Annotated in this window: 16 protein-coding genes; all 16 read left to right on the top strand. The window is 64.4% G+C overall.

All coding sequences use genetic code 11. From position 1 onward, the window contains the following. Positions 1–57 precede the first annotated feature (57 nt). The 16 genes from topA to N687_RS0103320 all read left to right on the top strand — a co-directional run bounded on the left by topA (position 58) and on the right by N687_RS0103320 (position 15,476). Positions 58–2,172 carry a type I DNA topoisomerase gene (gene topA, locus N687_RS0103395; RefSeq protein ID WP_029420516.1) on the top strand — a complete coding sequence of 705 codons (2,115 nt, stop codon included), beginning with the start codon at positions 58–60 and terminating at the stop codon, positions 2,170–2,172. A gap of 54 nt (positions 2,173–2,226) precedes the next feature. After that, positions 2,227–3,537, top strand: coding sequence for an FADH(2)-oxidizing methylenetetrahydrofolate--tRNA-(uracil(54)-C(5))-methyltransferase TrmFO (gene trmFO, locus N687_RS0103390; protein ID WP_029420515.1), 1,311 nt, complete (start codon positions 2,227–2,229; stop codon positions 3,535–3,537). Continuing rightward, the gene (locus tag N687_RS0103385; protein WP_231493384.1) at positions 3,534–4,460 is read left to right on the top strand and encodes a tyrosine recombinase XerC; all 927 of its coding nucleotides are present in this window, start codon (positions 3,534–3,536) and stop codon (positions 4,458–4,460) included. Before trmFO ends, N687_RS0103385 begins: the two co-directional genes overlap by 4 nt. Before the next feature lie 29 nt (positions 4,461–4,489). Continuing rightward, positions 4,490–5,023, top strand: coding sequence for an ATP-dependent protease subunit HslV (hslV, locus tag N687_RS0103380; RefSeq protein ID WP_029420513.1), 534 nt, complete (start codon positions 4,490–4,492; stop codon positions 5,021–5,023). 36 nt (positions 5,024–5,059) lie between these two features. Beyond that, positions 5,060–6,442: an ATP-dependent protease ATPase subunit HslU gene (hslU, locus tag N687_RS0103375; RefSeq protein WP_029420512.1), complete on the top strand. Its 1,383-nt coding sequence runs from the start codon at positions 5,060–5,062 to the stop codon at positions 6,440–6,442. 225 nt (positions 6,443–6,667) lie between these two features. Continuing rightward, positions 6,668–7,060 (top strand): flagellar basal body rod protein FlgB, encoded by a 393-nt coding sequence (gene flgB, locus N687_RS0103370; RefSeq protein ID WP_035462763.1) that lies wholly within the window; start codon positions 6,668–6,670, stop codon positions 7,058–7,060. Positions 7,061–7,074: 14 nt separating this feature from the next. Further along, positions 7,075–7,524, top strand: a complete 450-nt coding sequence (flgC, locus tag N687_RS0103365; RefSeq protein WP_029420510.1) for a flagellar basal body rod protein FlgC — start codon at positions 7,075–7,077, stop codon at positions 7,522–7,524. A 62-nt stretch (positions 7,525–7,586) separates the two neighbouring features. Then, the gene (fliE, locus tag N687_RS0103360) at positions 7,587–7,892 is read left to right on the top strand and encodes a flagellar hook-basal body complex protein FliE (RefSeq protein ID WP_029420509.1); all 306 of its coding nucleotides are present in this window, start codon (positions 7,587–7,589) and stop codon (positions 7,890–7,892) included. 51 nt (positions 7,893–7,943) lie between these two features. Then, the gene (gene fliF / locus N687_RS0103355) at positions 7,944–9,479 is read left to right on the top strand and encodes a flagellar basal-body MS-ring/collar protein FliF (RefSeq protein WP_029420508.1); all 1,536 of its coding nucleotides are present in this window, start codon (positions 7,944–7,946) and stop codon (positions 9,477–9,479) included. Between the two features lie 20 nt (positions 9,480–9,499). Continuing rightward, positions 9,500–10,510 carry a flagellar motor switch protein FliG gene (gene fliG, locus N687_RS0103350; protein ID WP_029420507.1) on the top strand — a complete coding sequence of 337 codons (1,011 nt, stop codon included), beginning with the start codon at positions 9,500–9,502 and terminating at the stop codon, positions 10,508–10,510. Continuing rightward, positions 10,497–11,318 (top strand): FliH/SctL family protein, encoded by an 822-nt coding sequence (locus N687_RS0103345; protein ID WP_156040018.1) that lies wholly within the window; start codon positions 10,497–10,499, stop codon positions 11,316–11,318. Before fliG ends, N687_RS0103345 begins: the two co-directional genes overlap by 14 nt. Then, positions 11,299–12,615: a FliI/YscN family ATPase gene (locus N687_RS0103340; protein ID WP_051662909.1), complete on the top strand. Its 1,317-nt coding sequence runs from the start codon at positions 11,299–11,301 to the stop codon at positions 12,613–12,615. Before N687_RS0103345 ends, N687_RS0103340 begins: the two co-directional genes overlap by 20 nt. After that, complete coding sequence (locus N687_RS23665) at positions 12,612–13,043, top strand: hypothetical protein (RefSeq protein WP_029420504.1); 432 nt, start codon at positions 12,612–12,614, stop codon at positions 13,041–13,043. The genes N687_RS0103340 and N687_RS23665 overlap by 4 nt, the downstream gene beginning before the upstream one ends. Then, the gene (locus tag N687_RS0103330) at positions 13,043–13,663 is read left to right on the top strand and encodes a magnesium transporter MgtE N-terminal domain-containing protein (RefSeq protein ID WP_029420503.1); all 621 of its coding nucleotides are present in this window, start codon (positions 13,043–13,045) and stop codon (positions 13,661–13,663) included. The genes N687_RS23665 and N687_RS0103330 overlap by 1 nt, the downstream gene beginning before the upstream one ends. A 37-nt stretch (positions 13,664–13,700) precedes the next feature. Next, on the top strand, positions 13,701–15,083 hold the full coding sequence (locus N687_RS0103325; protein WP_029420502.1) for a flagellar hook-length control protein FliK: 1,383 nt from the start codon (positions 13,701–13,703) through the stop codon (positions 15,081–15,083). Positions 15,084–15,095: 12 nt separating this feature from the next. Continuing rightward, the gene (locus tag N687_RS0103320; RefSeq protein WP_051662908.1) at positions 15,096–15,476 is read left to right on the top strand and encodes a flagellar hook capping FlgD N-terminal domain-containing protein; all 381 of its coding nucleotides are present in this window, start codon (positions 15,096–15,098) and stop codon (positions 15,474–15,476) included. Positions 15,477–15,483: the final 7 nt, after the last annotated feature.

Below are 15,483 nucleotides of genomic sequence, written 5' to 3'. Positions count from 1 at the left end.
GCGCCTGCACGGGCGGTCGCCGCCTATCGGCTGTCGGGAACCGAGGGAGGTAACACGTTGGCGGATTATTTGGTGATTGTCGAGTCGCCTGCGAAGGCCAAGACCATCGCGAAGTACCTCGGCAAGCGGTACACGGTCAAAGCGTCCATGGGGCATGTGCGGGATCTGCCCAAGAGCCAACTGGGTGTGGACGTTGAGCACAACTTCGAGCCGCATTACATCACGATCCGCGGCAAGGGCGAGATCATCAAGAGTCTGCGGGACGCGCGCAAAAAGGCCAAGCAAGTATTTCTCGCGGCGGACCCGGACCGCGAGGGGGAAGCCATCGCCTGGCATCTGGCGTCGCTCCTGGGCCTCGACCAAGACGAGCCTTGCCGTGTGGTGTTTCACGAGATCACAAAGGACGCCGTCAAAGAGGCGTTTTCTCACCCGCGAAAGTTGAACTTCAACCTCATCCACGCGCAGCAGACGCGGCGCATCCTGGACCGACTGGTCGGTTACCGGCTGAGCCCGTTGTTGTGGCGCAAGGTCAAAAAGGGGCTTTCGGCGGGCCGTGTGCAATCGGTCGCCGTTCGCCTCGTGGTCGACAGGGAACGGGAAATCCGAGCGTTTCAACCGGAGGAATACTGGACGGTGGACGCGGAGTTCAGGCTCCCCGCCGGGAAGCTCGTCGCCCGTTTTTACGGATACGACGACGAGAAGACGCCGCTGCCCAACCGAGAGGCGGTAGACGCCCTGTTGGCCCGGGTCGAAGGGCAGGCGTTCACCGTCGAGCGGGTGAAAAAGTCAGAGCGGAGGCGAAATCCGAGCCCGCCTTTCACCACAAGCAGCTTGCAGCAGGAGGCTGCGCGAAAGCTCGGTTTCCGCGCGTCGCGCACCATGTCCGTGGCCCAGCAGCTGTATGAAGGTCTCGACATCGGCAGCGAAGGGGCGGTCGGCCTGATCACCTACATGCGCACCGATTCCACGCGGGTGTCCGAGGTCGCCCAGCGGGAAGCGCGATCGTACATCGAGGCCCGATACGGAAAATCCTACGTGCCGGAATCCGCTCGCCAATATGCTGCCAAGGGGAATGCCCAGGATGCCCATGAGGCCATCCGGCCGACCTCCGTGCAGCGCGAACCGGACAGTCTGCAACCGTTTCTGACCAAAGATCAGTACCGTCTCTACAAATTGATCTGGGAGCGGTTCGTCGCGAGCCAGATGAGCCAGGCGGTGCTCGACACGACGACGGTAGACGTGTCGGCGGCAGGGGCTTGGTTTCGCGCCACCGGTTCGGTCATCAAGTTCCCGGGGTTCATGGCCCTGTACACGGAAGGAAGCGACGACGGGCCTTCGGACGACGAGCAGGGGAAGATCCTGCCGCCTGTCGAAGAGGGGGAGACTCTGCCTGCTCCAGACCTGCGCCCGGAGCAACACTTCACACAGCCGCCGCCGCGATACAGCGAATCGAGCCTCGTGAAGGCGATGGAGGAGCTCGGCATCGGCCGTCCGAGCACGTACGCACCTACGATGGAGACCATTCTGAAACGGGGGTACGTGGTCCTCGAGCAAAAGCGATTTGTGCCGACGGAACTTGGCGAAATTGTCGTCGACCTGTTGGTGCAGAACTTCCAACATCTGATTGACGTCGATTTCACGGCGCAGATGGAGAAGGATCTGGATAGCGTCGAGGAAGGCAAAGCCGACTGGGTCAGCATCCTTCAATCCTTCTATCGGCAACTGGAACAGGACCTGGAGCGTGCGGAGAAGAATTTGGAGCACATCCACATCGCGGATGAGGTGTCGGATGTTCAGTGCGAGAAATGCGGCCGGATGATGGTGTACAAACACGGACGGTACGGGAAATTTCTCGCCTGCCCCGGTTTTCCGGAGTGCCGCAATACGAAACCCATCCTCAAGACGGCGGGCGTCCCGTGCCCGAAGTGCGGACGGCAGCTGGTGGAACGGCGGGGCAAACGCAAGACCTTCTACGGGTGTGAAGGATATCCGGCGTGCGAGTACGTGCTCTGGAACAAACCCACGGGCGCCCTGTGCCCTGTTTGCCGCCATCCCATGGTGGAGAAGCGGACCAAGGGGCAGGTGCTCGTGGTGTGCAGCAACGAGGCGGGCCATCCGGAACCGGTACCTGTCGGTGAATCGGGGCGTAATCACGGAAGGAAATCGACTTGAAAGCGGGCGCCGCGGGAGAGAACGTCCCTGCGGCGCCCGAACGCCGAAGGAGGGATGCCGATGGTCATCGTGATCGGTGCCGGCTTGGCCGGGTCGGAGGCGGCTTGGCAGGTGGCGCGCCAGGGGGTGCGCGTGCGCCTGTACGAGATGCGGCCGAACCGATCCACTCCGGCGCACCACACGGATCGATTCGCTGAGCTCGTGTGCACGAACTCCCTGAGGGCTGCGGCCATCACCAACGCCGTCGGCCTGTTGAAGGAAGAAATGCGCCGATTGGATTCCTTGATCCTGCGCGCGGCCGATGCGCACGCGGTTCCGGCCGGCGGCGCGCTGGCGGTCGATCGCGATGGGTTCTCCGGCGCAGTGACCGAGGCTCTGGTCTCGCATCCCTTGGTGGAGGTGGTGCGAGAGGAGGTGCCGGAGGTCCCCGCCGACGGCATCGTGATCGTCGCCACCGGTCCGCTCACCTCCCCATCGCTGTCCGAGTCCATCCGGCGGGTGGTCGGAGGCGAATACCTGTATTTTTACGACGCAGCGGCCCCCATCGTACTGCGGGAATCCATCGACATGGACAAAGTCTTTCTGGCCTCCCGCTATGGCAAGGGGGACGCGGCGTATCTCAACTGCCCGATGACCGAGGAGGAGTTCGACCGGTTTTATGAGGCGCTCGTCTCGGCCGAGACGGCCCCGCTGCACGATTTCGAGGAGGAGAAGTATTTTGAGGGCTGCATGCCGGTCGAGGTGATGGCCAAGCGCGGGAAAAAGACGTTGTTGTTCGGCCCCATGAAGCCGGTGGGGTTGGTGGATCCCCGGACCGGGCGGCGTCCGTTTGCGGTGGTTCAGTTGCGCCAGGACAACGCTGCGGCGACGCTGTTCAATCTGGTGGGGTTTCAGACGCATCTGAAGTGGGGCGAACAAAAACGGGTGTTCCGCATGATCCCGGGTTTGGAGGAGGCCGAATTCGTCCGCTACGGCGTGATGCACCGCAACACCTATATCAACAGCCCGACGGCACTTCGACCCACGTACCAAGCGCGCACACGGGACACCTTGTTTTTTGCCGGCCAGATCACAGGCGTGGAAGGATACGTCGAGTCGGCGGCTGCGGGGTTGGTCGCCGGGATCAACGCCGGACGGTTGGCACGAGGGCTGGATCCGGTGGTCATGCCGCCAACCACGGCCATCGGAAGCTTGGCGCACTACATCACCCATGCGGATCCGGACAATTTTCAGCCGATGAATGCGACTTTCGGGCTGTTTCCGCCGCTCTCGGAGCGCGTGCGGGATAAGAAGGAGCGGGCGCAGCGGATGGCGGAGCGCGCCCTGCACGACCTGGAAGCGTTTTTGGCGGTGACGGCGTCGTGAATACGGATGCGCTTCCCCAGGACGTGGCGGCGCGCGTCGCAGCGCTGTCGCCTGCCATCGAGGAATTTCTTGAGCAGCGGCGGGCCGGGCGCGGCGGGTCTAGGTACACCCTCGAGGCGTACGCAGGAGATCTCGGCCAGCTCGCGACCTTTTTAGCGGAGCGCGGCGTGGCGGACTGGCGTCAGGTGGACGCTGCGCACGTCCGCGCGTTTCTCGCCTCCGAGCTGCGCCGAGGACTGGCGAAGCGGTCCGTGGCGCGGCGCCTGTCATGCCTGCGGACATTCTTTCGCCATCTGGTCCGCACCGGTCAGATCGCTCACAATCCCGCTCAGATCGTGATCGCGCCAAAGTTGGAAAAACGCGTGCCCCAGTTTTACTATCAGGAGGAAATGAAGGCGCTGCTCGACTCCATCCGCGGCGACGATTGGCAGAGCCTGCGCGACCGGGCATTGTTGGAGTTTTTGTATGCCACCGGCGTGCGCGTGTCGGAGTGTGTTCAGCTCGACATCCGCGACGTAGACTTAGAGGAAGGCATTGCGCTGGTGATGGGCAAGGGGGGTAAAGAGCGGTACGTGCTCTTCGGTGAGGCGGCAGCTCGGGCCCTCCGTGCGTACCTGGCGAAGCGGAGGGAGATGGGCTGGGACGACCCGGCGCTGTTTGTCAACCGATTCGGACGCCGTCTGACCGATCGCAGCGTCCGCCGCGTGCTCATCGCCCGCATCCAGGCTGTGCCGGGCCTAGCTCCCATTGGCCCGCATGCGGTCCGGCACAGTTTCGCCACCCACCTGCTCGACGGCGGGGCGGATCTGCGCGTCGTACAAGATCTGTTGGGTCACGCCAGCCTCTCGTCTACCCAGATTTACACGCACACTTCACGTGAACGGTTGGTCCGCATATACGAACGAACCCACCCGCGCGCCTGAGGGCGGGCGGGCTGGCGAGGGGGAGCCGAATGGACATCCACGCGACGACAATATTTGCCATCCTCCGCGACGGCCAAGGTGCCATGGCGGGGGACGGGCAGGTGACGTTCGGGAACACGATGATCATGAAACAGGGGGCCCGCAAGGTGCGGCGGTTGTACCGGGGCCAGGTGATCGCGGGCTTCGCCGGTTCCGTGGCGGACGCCTTTACCCTCTTTGAGAAATTCGAACACCGCTTGGACGAGTTTCATGGGGACATTCAGCGCGCCGCAGTGGAATTGGCCAAGGAGTGGCGTTCGGACAAGGTGCTGCACAAGTTGGAGGCGATGCTCTTGGTGATGAACCGCGAACATCTGTTCATCGTCTCCGGGGGCGGCGAGGTGATTGAACCGGACGACGGGGTGTGCGCCATCGGTTCCGGAGGGCCCTACGCGTTGGCGGCCGGGCGGGCCCTGGCGAGGCACAGCCACCTGTCCCCGGCCGAGATCGCCGGGGAGGCCTTGGCCATCGCGTCAGAGATCTGCGTCTACACGAACGACCGGATCATCGTCGAGACGCTGTGAACACCAGCATGCCGGAAATGAGGAGGGGTGTGGCGGATGGCGAAAACGGATTTGACACCTCGACAAATCGTCGAAGAGCTGGACAAATACATCGTCGGGCAGAAGGCCGCCAAGCGGGCGGTGGCGATCGCGCTGCGCAATCGGATGCGGCGCGCCCGTCTGTCGCCGGAGTTGCAGGAGGAGGTCACCCCGAAGAACATCCTGATGATCGGTCCGACCGGCGTCGGGAAGACCGAGATCGCACGGCGGTTGAGTAAGTTGGTCGGAGCGCCGTTCATCAAGGTGGAGGCCACCAAGTTCACGGAAGTCGGCTACGTGGGGCGCGACGTGGAGTCCATGGTGCGCGACTTGGTGGAGACGGGCATCCGGATGGTGAAGGCGGAACACAGCGAACGGGTTCGCGCGCAGGCCACCGAACACGCGGAGGAGCGCATCGTCGCCGCCTTGGTTCCGGATCCCAATGGCCGGCGCGGTGTGAAAAACCCGTTCGAGATGTTGTTCGGAGGCGGCATGCAACAGGCGTCCGACACCCCGTCCGAATCCATCCTGGCGGAGCGGCGACGGGTGGCCAAGCAATTGGCCATGGGCGAATTGGAAGACCGCCTGGTGGAGATTGAAGTGGAGGAGCAGACGACCGGGATGCTGGGATTTTTGCCCGGCGTCGGCCCGGAAGGGATGGGCAATCTGCAGGAGGCCCTGGGGAATCTCCTGCCGAAGCAGATGAAACGCCGGAAGATGACCGTCCGCGAGGCGCGCAAGGTGCTCACGCAGGAGGAGGCGCAGAAGCTCATCGACATGGACGCGGTGACCGCGGAGGCCATCTATCGGGTGGAAAACCACGGGATCATCTTCATCGACGAGATGGATAAGATCGCGGGCCGCGAATTCCGGGGTCCGGACGTGTCTCGGGAAGGCGTGCAGCGCGACATCCTGCCGATTGTGGAGGGCACCACCGTCGTGACCAAATACGGACCCGTCCGGACCGACCACATTCTGTTCATCGGGGCGGGCGCCTTTCACGTGGCGAAGCCGTCCGACCTGATTCCGGAACTGCAGGGACGGTTTCCGATTCGCGTGGAGTTGGAGAGCCTGACGACGGAGGATTTTGAACGCATTCTGCGCGAACCCCAGCACGCGTTGCTCAAGCAATACACGGCGCTGTTGGAGACGGAAGGGGTCCGGGTGCGCTTCACCGACGAGGCGATCCGGCGCATCGCCGAGATGGCGGTGCAGGTGAACCGCAATACCGAAGACATCGGGGCGAGACGTCTGCACACGCTTGTGGAGAAAGTGTTGGAGGACCTGTCCTTCGAGGCGCCGGAGGTGCACCTGGATGAAGTGGTGATCACGCCGGCGTACGTGGACGAGAAGCTGCAGTCGATCGTGGTGAACCGGGACCTCAGCCAATTCATCCTCTGACACCGCCCGTGCAAGTGGCGTTTTCCCGAACGCGGGAGCACAGGGCAGCGGGAGAGCACGAGACCGCGCATTCCGATTGGGTGCGCGGCTTTTTTTGCTTCTGGCGTTCCTGACTGTCGAAGACGGTCGAATCCAGCTGTCGGTCATTGCAGGATTTTGTCTGAACGCGACGAAATACATGCCCGACGAGTGGAGGACATCACCAATTTGGAAGGGGTGCGGCGGGTGAATCTGGACGGGGTCGTGTTCCAGTTGCTGCAAAACGGGCTCAATGCCGCGCAGCTCCGCCAGCAGGTGTACGCCAACAACATTGCCAACGTCGACACTCCAGGGTTTCAACGCCAGGATGTGGTGTTTGAAGACTTCCTGCAGTCCGTGCTCGGGGCGGACCCAGGCCGCGAAGGCGTGGGTACCCCGTCTGCAGCGGCCTGGACCGCAGCGTTGCAGGTGTCACCGCAAGTGGTGACAGACCGGGCGAGCGTGGTGGACAACAACGGAAACAACGTCGATATCGACGCCGAGATGGCCAAATTGGCGCAGAACCAGATCCGCTACAACACGTTGGTGGAAGACGTGCGGATGCGGCTCGACCGGCTGAAAACCGCCATTGAAGGCTGACGGGGGGATGAGAAATGGCTGGATGGATCGACAGCCTGGGCATCAGCGCCTCCGGGTTGACGGCGCAGCGCCTGCGGATGGATGTCATCGCCAGCAACATCGCGAATGCCCAGACCACGCGCACGCCGGAAGGCGGGCCCTACCGGCGCCGGGTGGTGGAACTGGAACCGGTGAACGCGCCCACCTTTGCGGAAGTGTTGGCCGGTGCATCCGCGGGAGCGGGGGAGCCGGTCGCCGGCGCTGGAGTTCGCGTGGCCGGGGTGGTGACGGATCCGAGCCCGTTTCCGGTCGTGTACGACCCGTCCAACCCGGACGCCGTGAACGGGTACGTGCAGATGCCGAACGTGGACATCTCCACCGAGATGGTCGACATGGTGGCGGCCGCGCGAGCATACGAGGCGAACGTGACAGCGTTCAACGCAGGAAAGCAGATGCAGATGGATGCGCTGTCCATCGGCAAGTGATCACCTGGCCCAATCTCACCTGGCTGTGGGTTCGGTGCATCTCGACATAGGGGGCGAAGGACATGCTTGTCAACCCGGTGGTTGGGGGCAACGTCGCGGGAGCGGCGGCGTCATCCGCCGAAGCGGCGGACGGCAATGGAGAGGCCGGGACGGGGTTTGCCGGCGCCTTGGCCAAGGCGCTCGACGCGGCCAATCAGGCCCTGACGGCCGCGGACCAGACGGCCGCTTCGTACGCGGCGGGCGGCCCCGTGACGATCGATCAATTGATGATCGCGGAACAACAGGCCACCCTCGCGCTCAATTTGGTGGTTCAGGTTCGGGATCGGGTCGTCAATGCGTATCAGAGTGTGATGAACATGCAGGTTTGACGGGGCCGTCGACGCGGTTTCCGGTAACGCCTGCGGGTACGGGTGATGGGTGTGAACGACAGGCTTCGGCTCGGGTGGTCTCGCATCACCCAGTGGTGGGGCGGTATGGCGCCGGCGCGGCGGCGGAATCTGGCCATCGCGGCGGCGGCCGGGGTGCTCTGCCTGGCGACGGTGTTGTGGATCGTCCTTCGCCCGAACTATGTCACTATCATGAGCGGTTTGGACAACAAGTCGCTCGGGCAAGTGCAGAGCAAATTGCAGGATTTGAAGATCCCGAACCGGGTGGAGGGTTCGTCGGTGCTGGTGCCCGCCAGGGACGCGGACACGGCGCGAGTCCAGTTGGCGATGGCCGGTCTGCCTCAGTCCGGGTACATCGGCTATTCATCCATCCCGAGTTCGTTCGCGATGACGCAGGACCAATTCAACGTCCAGGTGTTGGACGTGCTGCAGCAGAGCCTGGCGCAGACCATCGAGAGCATCAATGGGGTTACAAGCGCCCAGGTGCACATCGTCATGCCGGATCCGCAGCTGTTCGTTTCACAACCTGCGGATACGGCCAAGGCTTCGGTGTTCCTCCAGCTGGGGCCGGGGGTGCAGCTGTCTTCGGCGCAGGTGGCGGGCATTCAGCAGTTGGTGGCCCATTCGGTCAAGGGGCTGTCGGCGGACGACGTCACCGTGGTGGATCAAAACGGGGTCGCGCTGAGCAGCCCGGCGTCCAACTCAGCGGCGGGGGCCACCACGCAGGCATCCGCGGAGATTGCTCTGCGGCGCCAGTTGGAGCAGGCATTGACACAGCAATTGACGGCCGGACTCAACCAGATCGTCGGCCCTGGGAATGCGGTTGTGATGGTCCACGCGAACGTGACGTTCGACCAGGTCCAATCCAAGGCACACACCTATCAGCCGGCGCCTGGACAGACCACCGGTCTGCCGAGCAGCACGCAGGTGACGCGCAAGAGCAGCAATTCCACCTCGGGCAGTGCGGGCGGACCTGCGGGGCAGGCTTCGTCGAATCCGAATTTGCCGACCTATGCAGGGAGCGCCGCGGGCAGCGGGAGCTCTTCGTCGACGGAGACGGATACCACCACCACCTATGACAACAGTTACGTGGACACGGTGAAAAACGACGATCCGGTTCAGCTGCAGGGATATCAGGTGGCCGTGATGCTGAACCAGAACGATGCCGCGATCACGCCCGCGGTGGTCAACCAGATCAGGTCGTTTGTGACGAACGCGGTCGGCGCGAAGGCGGGGACCGCCGCCAATAACGACATCAGCGTCGTCACGGTGCCGTTCCACGGCCCGGCTGGGTCTTCGCCTTCGGCCCGGTGGACGCAGGACTGGATGCGATGGGCGGCCGCCGGTGGCGTCGCGGCGGCGTTGGCGCTCGCGGGCTGGTGGTGGATCCGCCGCCGGCGCGGTTCCGACGAGCTGGCGGTGGCGCTCGAGCCTCAGATGGCGCTCGCCGAACTGGACCAACTGCCGAAATCGGAAGACGAGCGGATGAAGGAAGAGCTCCTGCGCTTTGCGGAGCGAAAGCCGGCCGAGTTCGCCGGGCTTCTGCGCACCTGGTTGGCCAATGACTGAGGGGAGGGGACGCTGGACCGATGCCGAGACAACGCGGATTGACCGGAAGACAGAAGGCCGCGGTCCTGCTGATCAGCCTGGGACCCGAGGTGGCCGCCAAGGTGTATCAGAATTTGACCCGCGAAGAGGTGGAACAGCTCACGCTGGAAATCGCCAATCTGCGCAAGGTGGATCTCGAACAGCGGGAGCAGGTCGTCCGCGAGTTTCGCGAGATCGCCGTGGCGAAAGATTACATCTCAGTCGGCGGGATCGACTACGCGAAGGAGGTGTTGGAGAAGGCGCTCGGCGCCGAGGAAGCGGAACGGTTGCTTGCGAAGTTGACGGCCAGCCTGCAGGTGCGTCCGTTCCATTCCATGCGCAAGGTTGACCCGAGCCAGTTGGTGAGCTTTTTGCAGGACGAGCACCCGCAGACCATGGCGCTGGTGCTGTCCTATCTGGACCCGCAGCAGGCGGCCGTGGTGCTCTCCGCCCTGCCGCACGAACTGCAGGCGGACGTGGCCCGGCGGATCGCCCTGATGAACGGGACCTCTCCGGACGTGATCTCGGAAGTCGAGCAGGTATTGGAGTCGAAGCTGTCGATGATGGCCTCTATCGAAAGCCAGTACACCGGCGGGGTGGACGCGGTGGTGAAAATCCTCAACGGGGTCGATCGCAGTACCGAAAAGGCCATCTTGGAACAGCTGGAGGTCGAAGATCCGGAGTTGGCGGACGAGATCAAGAAGCGGATGTTCATCTTCGACGACATCGTCCTGCTCGACAACCGGTCCATCCAGCGGGTCATCCGCGATGTCGATCCAAAGGATCTGCAGTTGGCGCTCAAGGTCGCTCCGCAGCAGGTGCAGGAGGTCATCTTCGCCAACATGTCCAAGCGCATGGCGGAGATGTTCAAAGAAGAGATGGAATACATGGGGCCGGTGCGGCTGCGGGACGTGGAGGATGCGCAGCAGCGCATCGTCGGCGTGATCCGGCGGTTGGAGGAGACGGGCGAGATCATCGTCGCACGGGGTGGAGGTGACGATGTCATTGTCTAATGTCATGAAGTGGTGGTGTACGCCCAGCGCGGACGACACCGCCGGGATGGCGGTGATCCCGGTGTCTGTCCCGCTCTCCGAGCCCGCACCGCACGCGGCCCAGAAAGAGTCAGCCATCCGCGAGCCCATGGATGACGCCACCGGGTGTGCGGAACAGGAAGGTCTGCTGGCCGCTGCGCGAGCTGAGGCGGACGAGCTCGTTTCGCGGGCACGCGCCGAGGCTGAGGCGGTCTTGTCCGATGCCATGCGGGAGCGGGATCGACTGTGGGAGGAAGCCCGGGCGGCCGGGTACGCCGAGGGGCTGAGGCAGGGACGAGCCGAAGCGGCGGAAGAGCTCGAACGCGAACGCAGGGCATTGCAGGACACGTGGGCCGCTGCCCTGAGGGCCATGGGGGCGGAACGGGAACGGTGGTGGCAGTCCCTTCCCGGCTCGCTCACCGCGGTGTGCATGGAAGCGATCCGCAGCCTGATCCGGCGCGAATTGGTTGCCGCTCCCTCCGACGTGGAGCGGATGGTGGGGGAATTGCTCGGATTGGTTTCTGAGAGCACGCGGGCGGAGGTGCGCGTTCACCCGAGCGAGTACGACGCCGCGATTGCGGCCCATCCCCGTTGGTGCCTGGGAAGGCTCGGTGAGTGGGATGTGGTGGTCATCCCGGATCCGCAGGTGTCTCCCGGCGGGTGCGAGATCCGGTCGGATCGGGGCCGGGTGGACGCGCGGCTGGAGACCAAACTGGAGCTGTTGCAGCCAGCGCTGGAGCGGGTGTTGGCGCAGGGGGTGAGGACCTGCGATGGACCGGATGGCGGATGAACTTGCAGGAATCTTGGCGAGCCAACCGCTGTACCGGCTGTATGGCCGCGTGACCAAAGTGGTCGGGCTGACGGTCGAATCCATCGGTCCGCCGGCGCGCGTCGGGGAGCTTTGTCGGGTGTTCGCCGACGGGGATGCGGAATGCCTTGCCGAGGTGGTCGGGTTTCGCGACGAACGCCTGGTGTTGATGCCGATGGGGGAGGTCTCGGCCATGGCGCCCGGCGCCGATGTGCTGGCCACGGGAGAGGTGCTCTGCGCGCCGTGTGGAGAAGGGCTGCTGGGCCGTGTGCTTGACGGGCTGGGGGAGCCTTTGGATGGATTGGGACCGCTGCGCGCTGAGGTTCGGCGTCCCGTCGACGCCATGCCGCCGAATCCATTGCAACGGCCGCGCATCGATCGCCCCCTGCAGACGGGGGTGCGCGCTATCGACAGCCTGCTGACGGTGGGCGCAGGGCAGCGGATGGGGATTTTCGCCGGAAGCGGCGTCGGCAAGAGCACGCTGTTGTCGATGATCGCCCGCAACACGTCGGCGGACGTCAACGTGATCGCCCTCATCGGGGAGCGCGGCCGGGAGGTGAACGAATTCATCGAGCGCGATCTCGGTGAAGAAGGGCTGTCCAAGAGCGTGATCGTGGTGGCCACCTCGGACCAGCCGGCGCTCGTTCGGCTGAAATCCGCGTTCGTGGCGACCACCATCGCGGAATGGTTTCGCGATCAGGGCCGTTCCGTGAACCTGATGATGGACTCACTGACCCGGTTTGCGATGGCGCAGCGCGAGATCGGGCTGGCGGTCGGGGAGCCTCCTGCGAGCCGCGGATACACGCCGTCGGTGTTGGCCATGTTGCCCCGGCTGCTGGAGCGGGCGGGGACGGCAAGACGGGGGGTCATCACTGCGTTTTACACGGTGTTGGTCGACGGAGACGACCTCAACGACCCCATCGCCGACGCGGTTCGAGGCATCCTCGACGGGCACATCGTTTTGTCCAGGCAACTGGCCAACGCGGGCCGCTTCCCGGCGATCGACGTGCTGCAGAGCTTGAGCCGGGTGTTTCCGGCCTTGGCGGACGAGCGTCAGAAGGCCGCCGCCCAACAGGTACGAGCATGGCTGCAAAAGTACAGCGAGGTGGAAGATCTTCTGCGCATCGGCGCCTACCAGCGCGGCGCCGATGCGGAGGCAGACGTGGCGGTCTCGATGTTTCCAAAGGTAGCCCAATTTCTCGCTCAATCCGCGGACGAGCCAGCGACCTTGGGGGAATCGGTGGAAGAACTGAACCGCTTGGCGGGGGTGAGTGCATGAACGATCGAAGACGGCGGTACGGGCGGCTTCTCAAATTGAAGCAGGGCATGGAGCACGTGGCCGGGATGGCGTTGGTCCGGGCGGAGCGGGCCCGCGACGCAGCGTCGGACGAGGTGGCCGCAGCTCAGGACGCGGTGGTGCAAGCGTACCGGTGGCGAGACGGCTGCCGGACCGGCGCCGATCTGCAGCTGTGGCATGAATACGTGCAAGCATTGACGCAGCGGGCCCGCCAAGGTACCGCGAAATTGGCGGAGGCTGAGGCACAGGTGGAGCGGGATCGCCAACGCGTGCGGGATGCGCACCGGGAGGTCAAGCGGTGGGAGTTGGCGCTGGAGACCGAGATTCAGCTGGACCGCGCCCTGCGCATGCGGGGACTGCAGCGGGAACTGGATGACCATGTGGCGCGGTCCTGGAGGCGCGGGGGCTGATGCAGAACCGGTCATCCGCGAGCCAGGAACGCCGGTCGGTCGGGCGGATGTTGGCCTGGGCCGGCATGGTGGTGGTCATTCCGGCGTTGGCGACGGTGGCCATGATCGGCGGGGCCTTGCAGTTGGCAGGGGTTCCCGTGTGGCAGACGCTGCGGGGATGGGCCACCCACTCTGACGCCAAGGCGATGACGGAGACACCGTTGGCGCAGACAAAGCAGGCCTTGGCGGATGCGCAGCAGAAGCTGGAGGAGGCTGCCAAGACCATTGACAACCTGCAGCAGCAGCTGACGGCGGAGCGACAGGCGGAGGCCAACCTGAGGCAGCAGCTGACGCAGGCGCAGGCCAAGGTGCAGGCCCAGGCGACCGCGCGCGATCGCGCAGCCAAAGAAGCCCAGTGGTTGTCTGGCATGGACCCGGGACAAGCTGCCGGTCTTCTGCAGAGTTTACCGGCCTCGGAAGCTGCACAGGTGGTGGCCTTGATGCCCAGTGATGTGTCCGCTCAAGTGCTGGCGGCCCTTCCGGCAAACAAGGCGGCGCCGATCATGACGGCCGCCGCTGCGTACGCGGGTGACCAGACGACGGCCGGTGCCGCGGATTCCGTGGGAAACAGCGCAGGTTGAAGCCGCCGCGAAGTGGATGGGAAAGGAGGGATGGGCCATGCGTGTGATGGCGGGCGCCCATGCGGCCACGGGATCGAAGGCTGGAGCGCGGTCCGTGCGCGAACAACACACCAGCGATGGGAACAGGTTTCTCGAGGCCTTGATGGCAGCGGGCGCGTTGCCGGGGTTACCGGATGGGATGACACCCGTGCCGGGGGAGACCATGAGTTGCGCCGACAAAGGTGCAGCCACACCCGCTGGGACGTCCCCGGTTCAAGGGGGATCGACCGCGCATGCACGGATGGTGGCGGCCAAGCTTGTGGCGTCGCCAGGATCTGGGCGGGACGGCTCCGTTCATGATGGAATGCAGGTGCAGGATGGCTTCGGCCTGTTGACCGCGCATGGGATGATGGCGGCCGCCTGGGATCCCCAACGAGGAGTTCCGGCACAGGGAACGCCGCGCACCGCCGTGCAGTCAGAGGTGTCCGGCCCAAGATCGCCAATGGGCACGGGCGAGAACGTGTCCAGAGTGGCCAAGATCTCCGAGCTTGCCGGGGATCCGCAGCTTGTCAGGCGTGGGTTGACCGACGGCACAAATTCCGGATCCACCAACGTACCGCCCCTGCCTGTTCGTGCCCGACAAAGCGGCGGGGACGTGGCTCCGTCTTCCGAGGTCGAGCCGAATGCAAGCGAAGGACTGTCACCTCTTCAGAAGGGGTCAGGCAATTTGCAAGATCCTCTTTCTCAGGAGGCGGTTCCCTCCTTCAACAGTGCGCCATCGGCGGTGATCTGGGCGAGGCCAGGTCAGGTTGGAGCGGTTGATGCGGGCGCTGCAGGAATGGCCGATCCAACTGGAGGCGGAGATCCTGGGCGGGACCATCAGGCGCCTGAGCGCCCTGAGTCGCACTCCGTAACCCGATGGGATCTCACGCAGATGGTGCCCGCTGCCACGTTGAACACGCCGCGGACGCTACCGGCGACGTCGTTGGAGGCTGGAATGGTGACGACGCCAGGCGTGGTGTCCCGCAACGACTCGGACGCGCCGAAACAGCTCGCCGGTTACATCGTGCATCAGGTGGAGGCCGGTCCGGACCAAGTGCGGGTGCGCGTACATCCCGACGGATTGGGAGATCTACTCGTCACGGTTCAGCGGTCGGAAGCCGGGGTTCAGGTCCAATTGACGGCCAACCAGTGGGCGACCACCCAGTGGCTCAGCGGTCTGACGGGGCACATTGCGGACACCGTCCGGGCCAGCGGGGTTCCCGTGCAGATGGTGCAAGTGACATTTGGTCAGACCACATCCCAGACGGACAGTGGCGGGCGTGGGCGTCACGGGAACAGTGGGCAGGGAACGTCGGAGGCGATTCGGATTCAAGGGCCCAGGGCACCCAACAGGCGGAGTGCCATCCGGCCGGACCTGCGGGATGGACTTGAGGCTTAGGAGGTGACGCGTGTGGCAGGGAACAGCGTGAGCGGCACCAGTTTGAGCAAGGACGCATTCTTGCAGTTGATGGTGACGCAGATGCGGTACCAAGACCCGTTGCAACCCATGGACAACTCTCAGTTTCTCGCGCAGTTGGCCCAGTTCACGGCGTTGGAGCAACTCACCAACTTGGCTCAGACGGAGACCCAAGTTCTCCAAAGCCTGCAGGTGGTGCGCCTGGGGGCCGTACAACAGTTGATCGGCACGCAGGTGACGGTCGCGGATGGACAGGGACAACCCGTCACCGGTACGGTGGAAGCCGTCAAATTCGCGGACGACGGGAGTCCCGTGCTTCAGGTGAACGGTCAGACCTATCCGATCGATGCGGTGCAGTCGGTTGGGCCGTCGTAGGCCGGCT

Source organism: Alicyclobacillus macrosporangiidus CPP55 (assembly GCF_000702485.1).
Lineage (GTDB): Bacteria > Bacillota > Bacilli > Alicyclobacillales > Alicyclobacillaceae > Alicyclobacillus_H > Alicyclobacillus_H macrosporangiidus_B.
This window is presented reverse-complemented; position numbering and strand designations above follow the sequence as displayed.

What these genes read in the sequence shown, in the direction of transcription:
- trmFO (WP_029420515.1), top strand. Translation starts at nt 2,227, where the DNA reads ATGCCGATGGTCATCGTGATCGGTGCCGGCTTGGCCGGGTCGGAGGCG.
- hslV (WP_029420513.1), top strand. Translation starts at nt 4,490, where the DNA reads ATGGACATCCACGCGACGACAATATTTGCCATCCTCCGCGACGGCCAA.
- hslU (WP_029420512.1), top strand. Translation starts at nt 5,060, where the DNA reads ATGGCGAAAACGGATTTGACACCTCGACAAATCGTCGAAGAGCTGGAC.
- flgC (WP_029420510.1), top strand. Translation starts at nt 7,075, where the DNA reads ATGGCTGGATGGATCGACAGCCTGGGCATCAGCGCCTCCGGGTTGACG.
- fliE (WP_029420509.1), top strand. Translation starts at nt 7,587, where the DNA reads ATGCTTGTCAACCCGGTGGTTGGGGGCAACGTCGCGGGAGCGGCGGCG.
- fliG (WP_029420507.1), top strand. Translation starts at nt 9,500, where the DNA reads ATGCCGAGACAACGCGGATTGACCGGAAGACAGAAGGCCGCGGTCCTG.
- N687_RS0103345 (WP_156040018.1), top strand. Translation starts at nt 10,497, where the DNA reads ATGTCATTGTCTAATGTCATGAAGTGGTGGTGTACGCCCAGCGCGGAC.
- N687_RS0103340 (WP_051662909.1), top strand. Translation starts at nt 11,299, where the DNA reads ATGGACCGGATGGCGGATGAACTTGCAGGAATCTTGGCGAGCCAACCG.
- N687_RS23665 (WP_029420504.1), top strand. Translation starts at nt 12,612, where the DNA reads ATGAACGATCGAAGACGGCGGTACGGGCGGCTTCTCAAATTGAAGCAG.
- N687_RS0103330 (WP_029420503.1), top strand. Translation starts at nt 13,043, where the DNA reads ATGCAGAACCGGTCATCCGCGAGCCAGGAACGCCGGTCGGTCGGGCGG.
- N687_RS0103325 (WP_029420502.1), top strand. Translation starts at nt 13,701, where the DNA reads ATGCGTGTGATGGCGGGCGCCCATGCGGCCACGGGATCGAAGGCTGGA.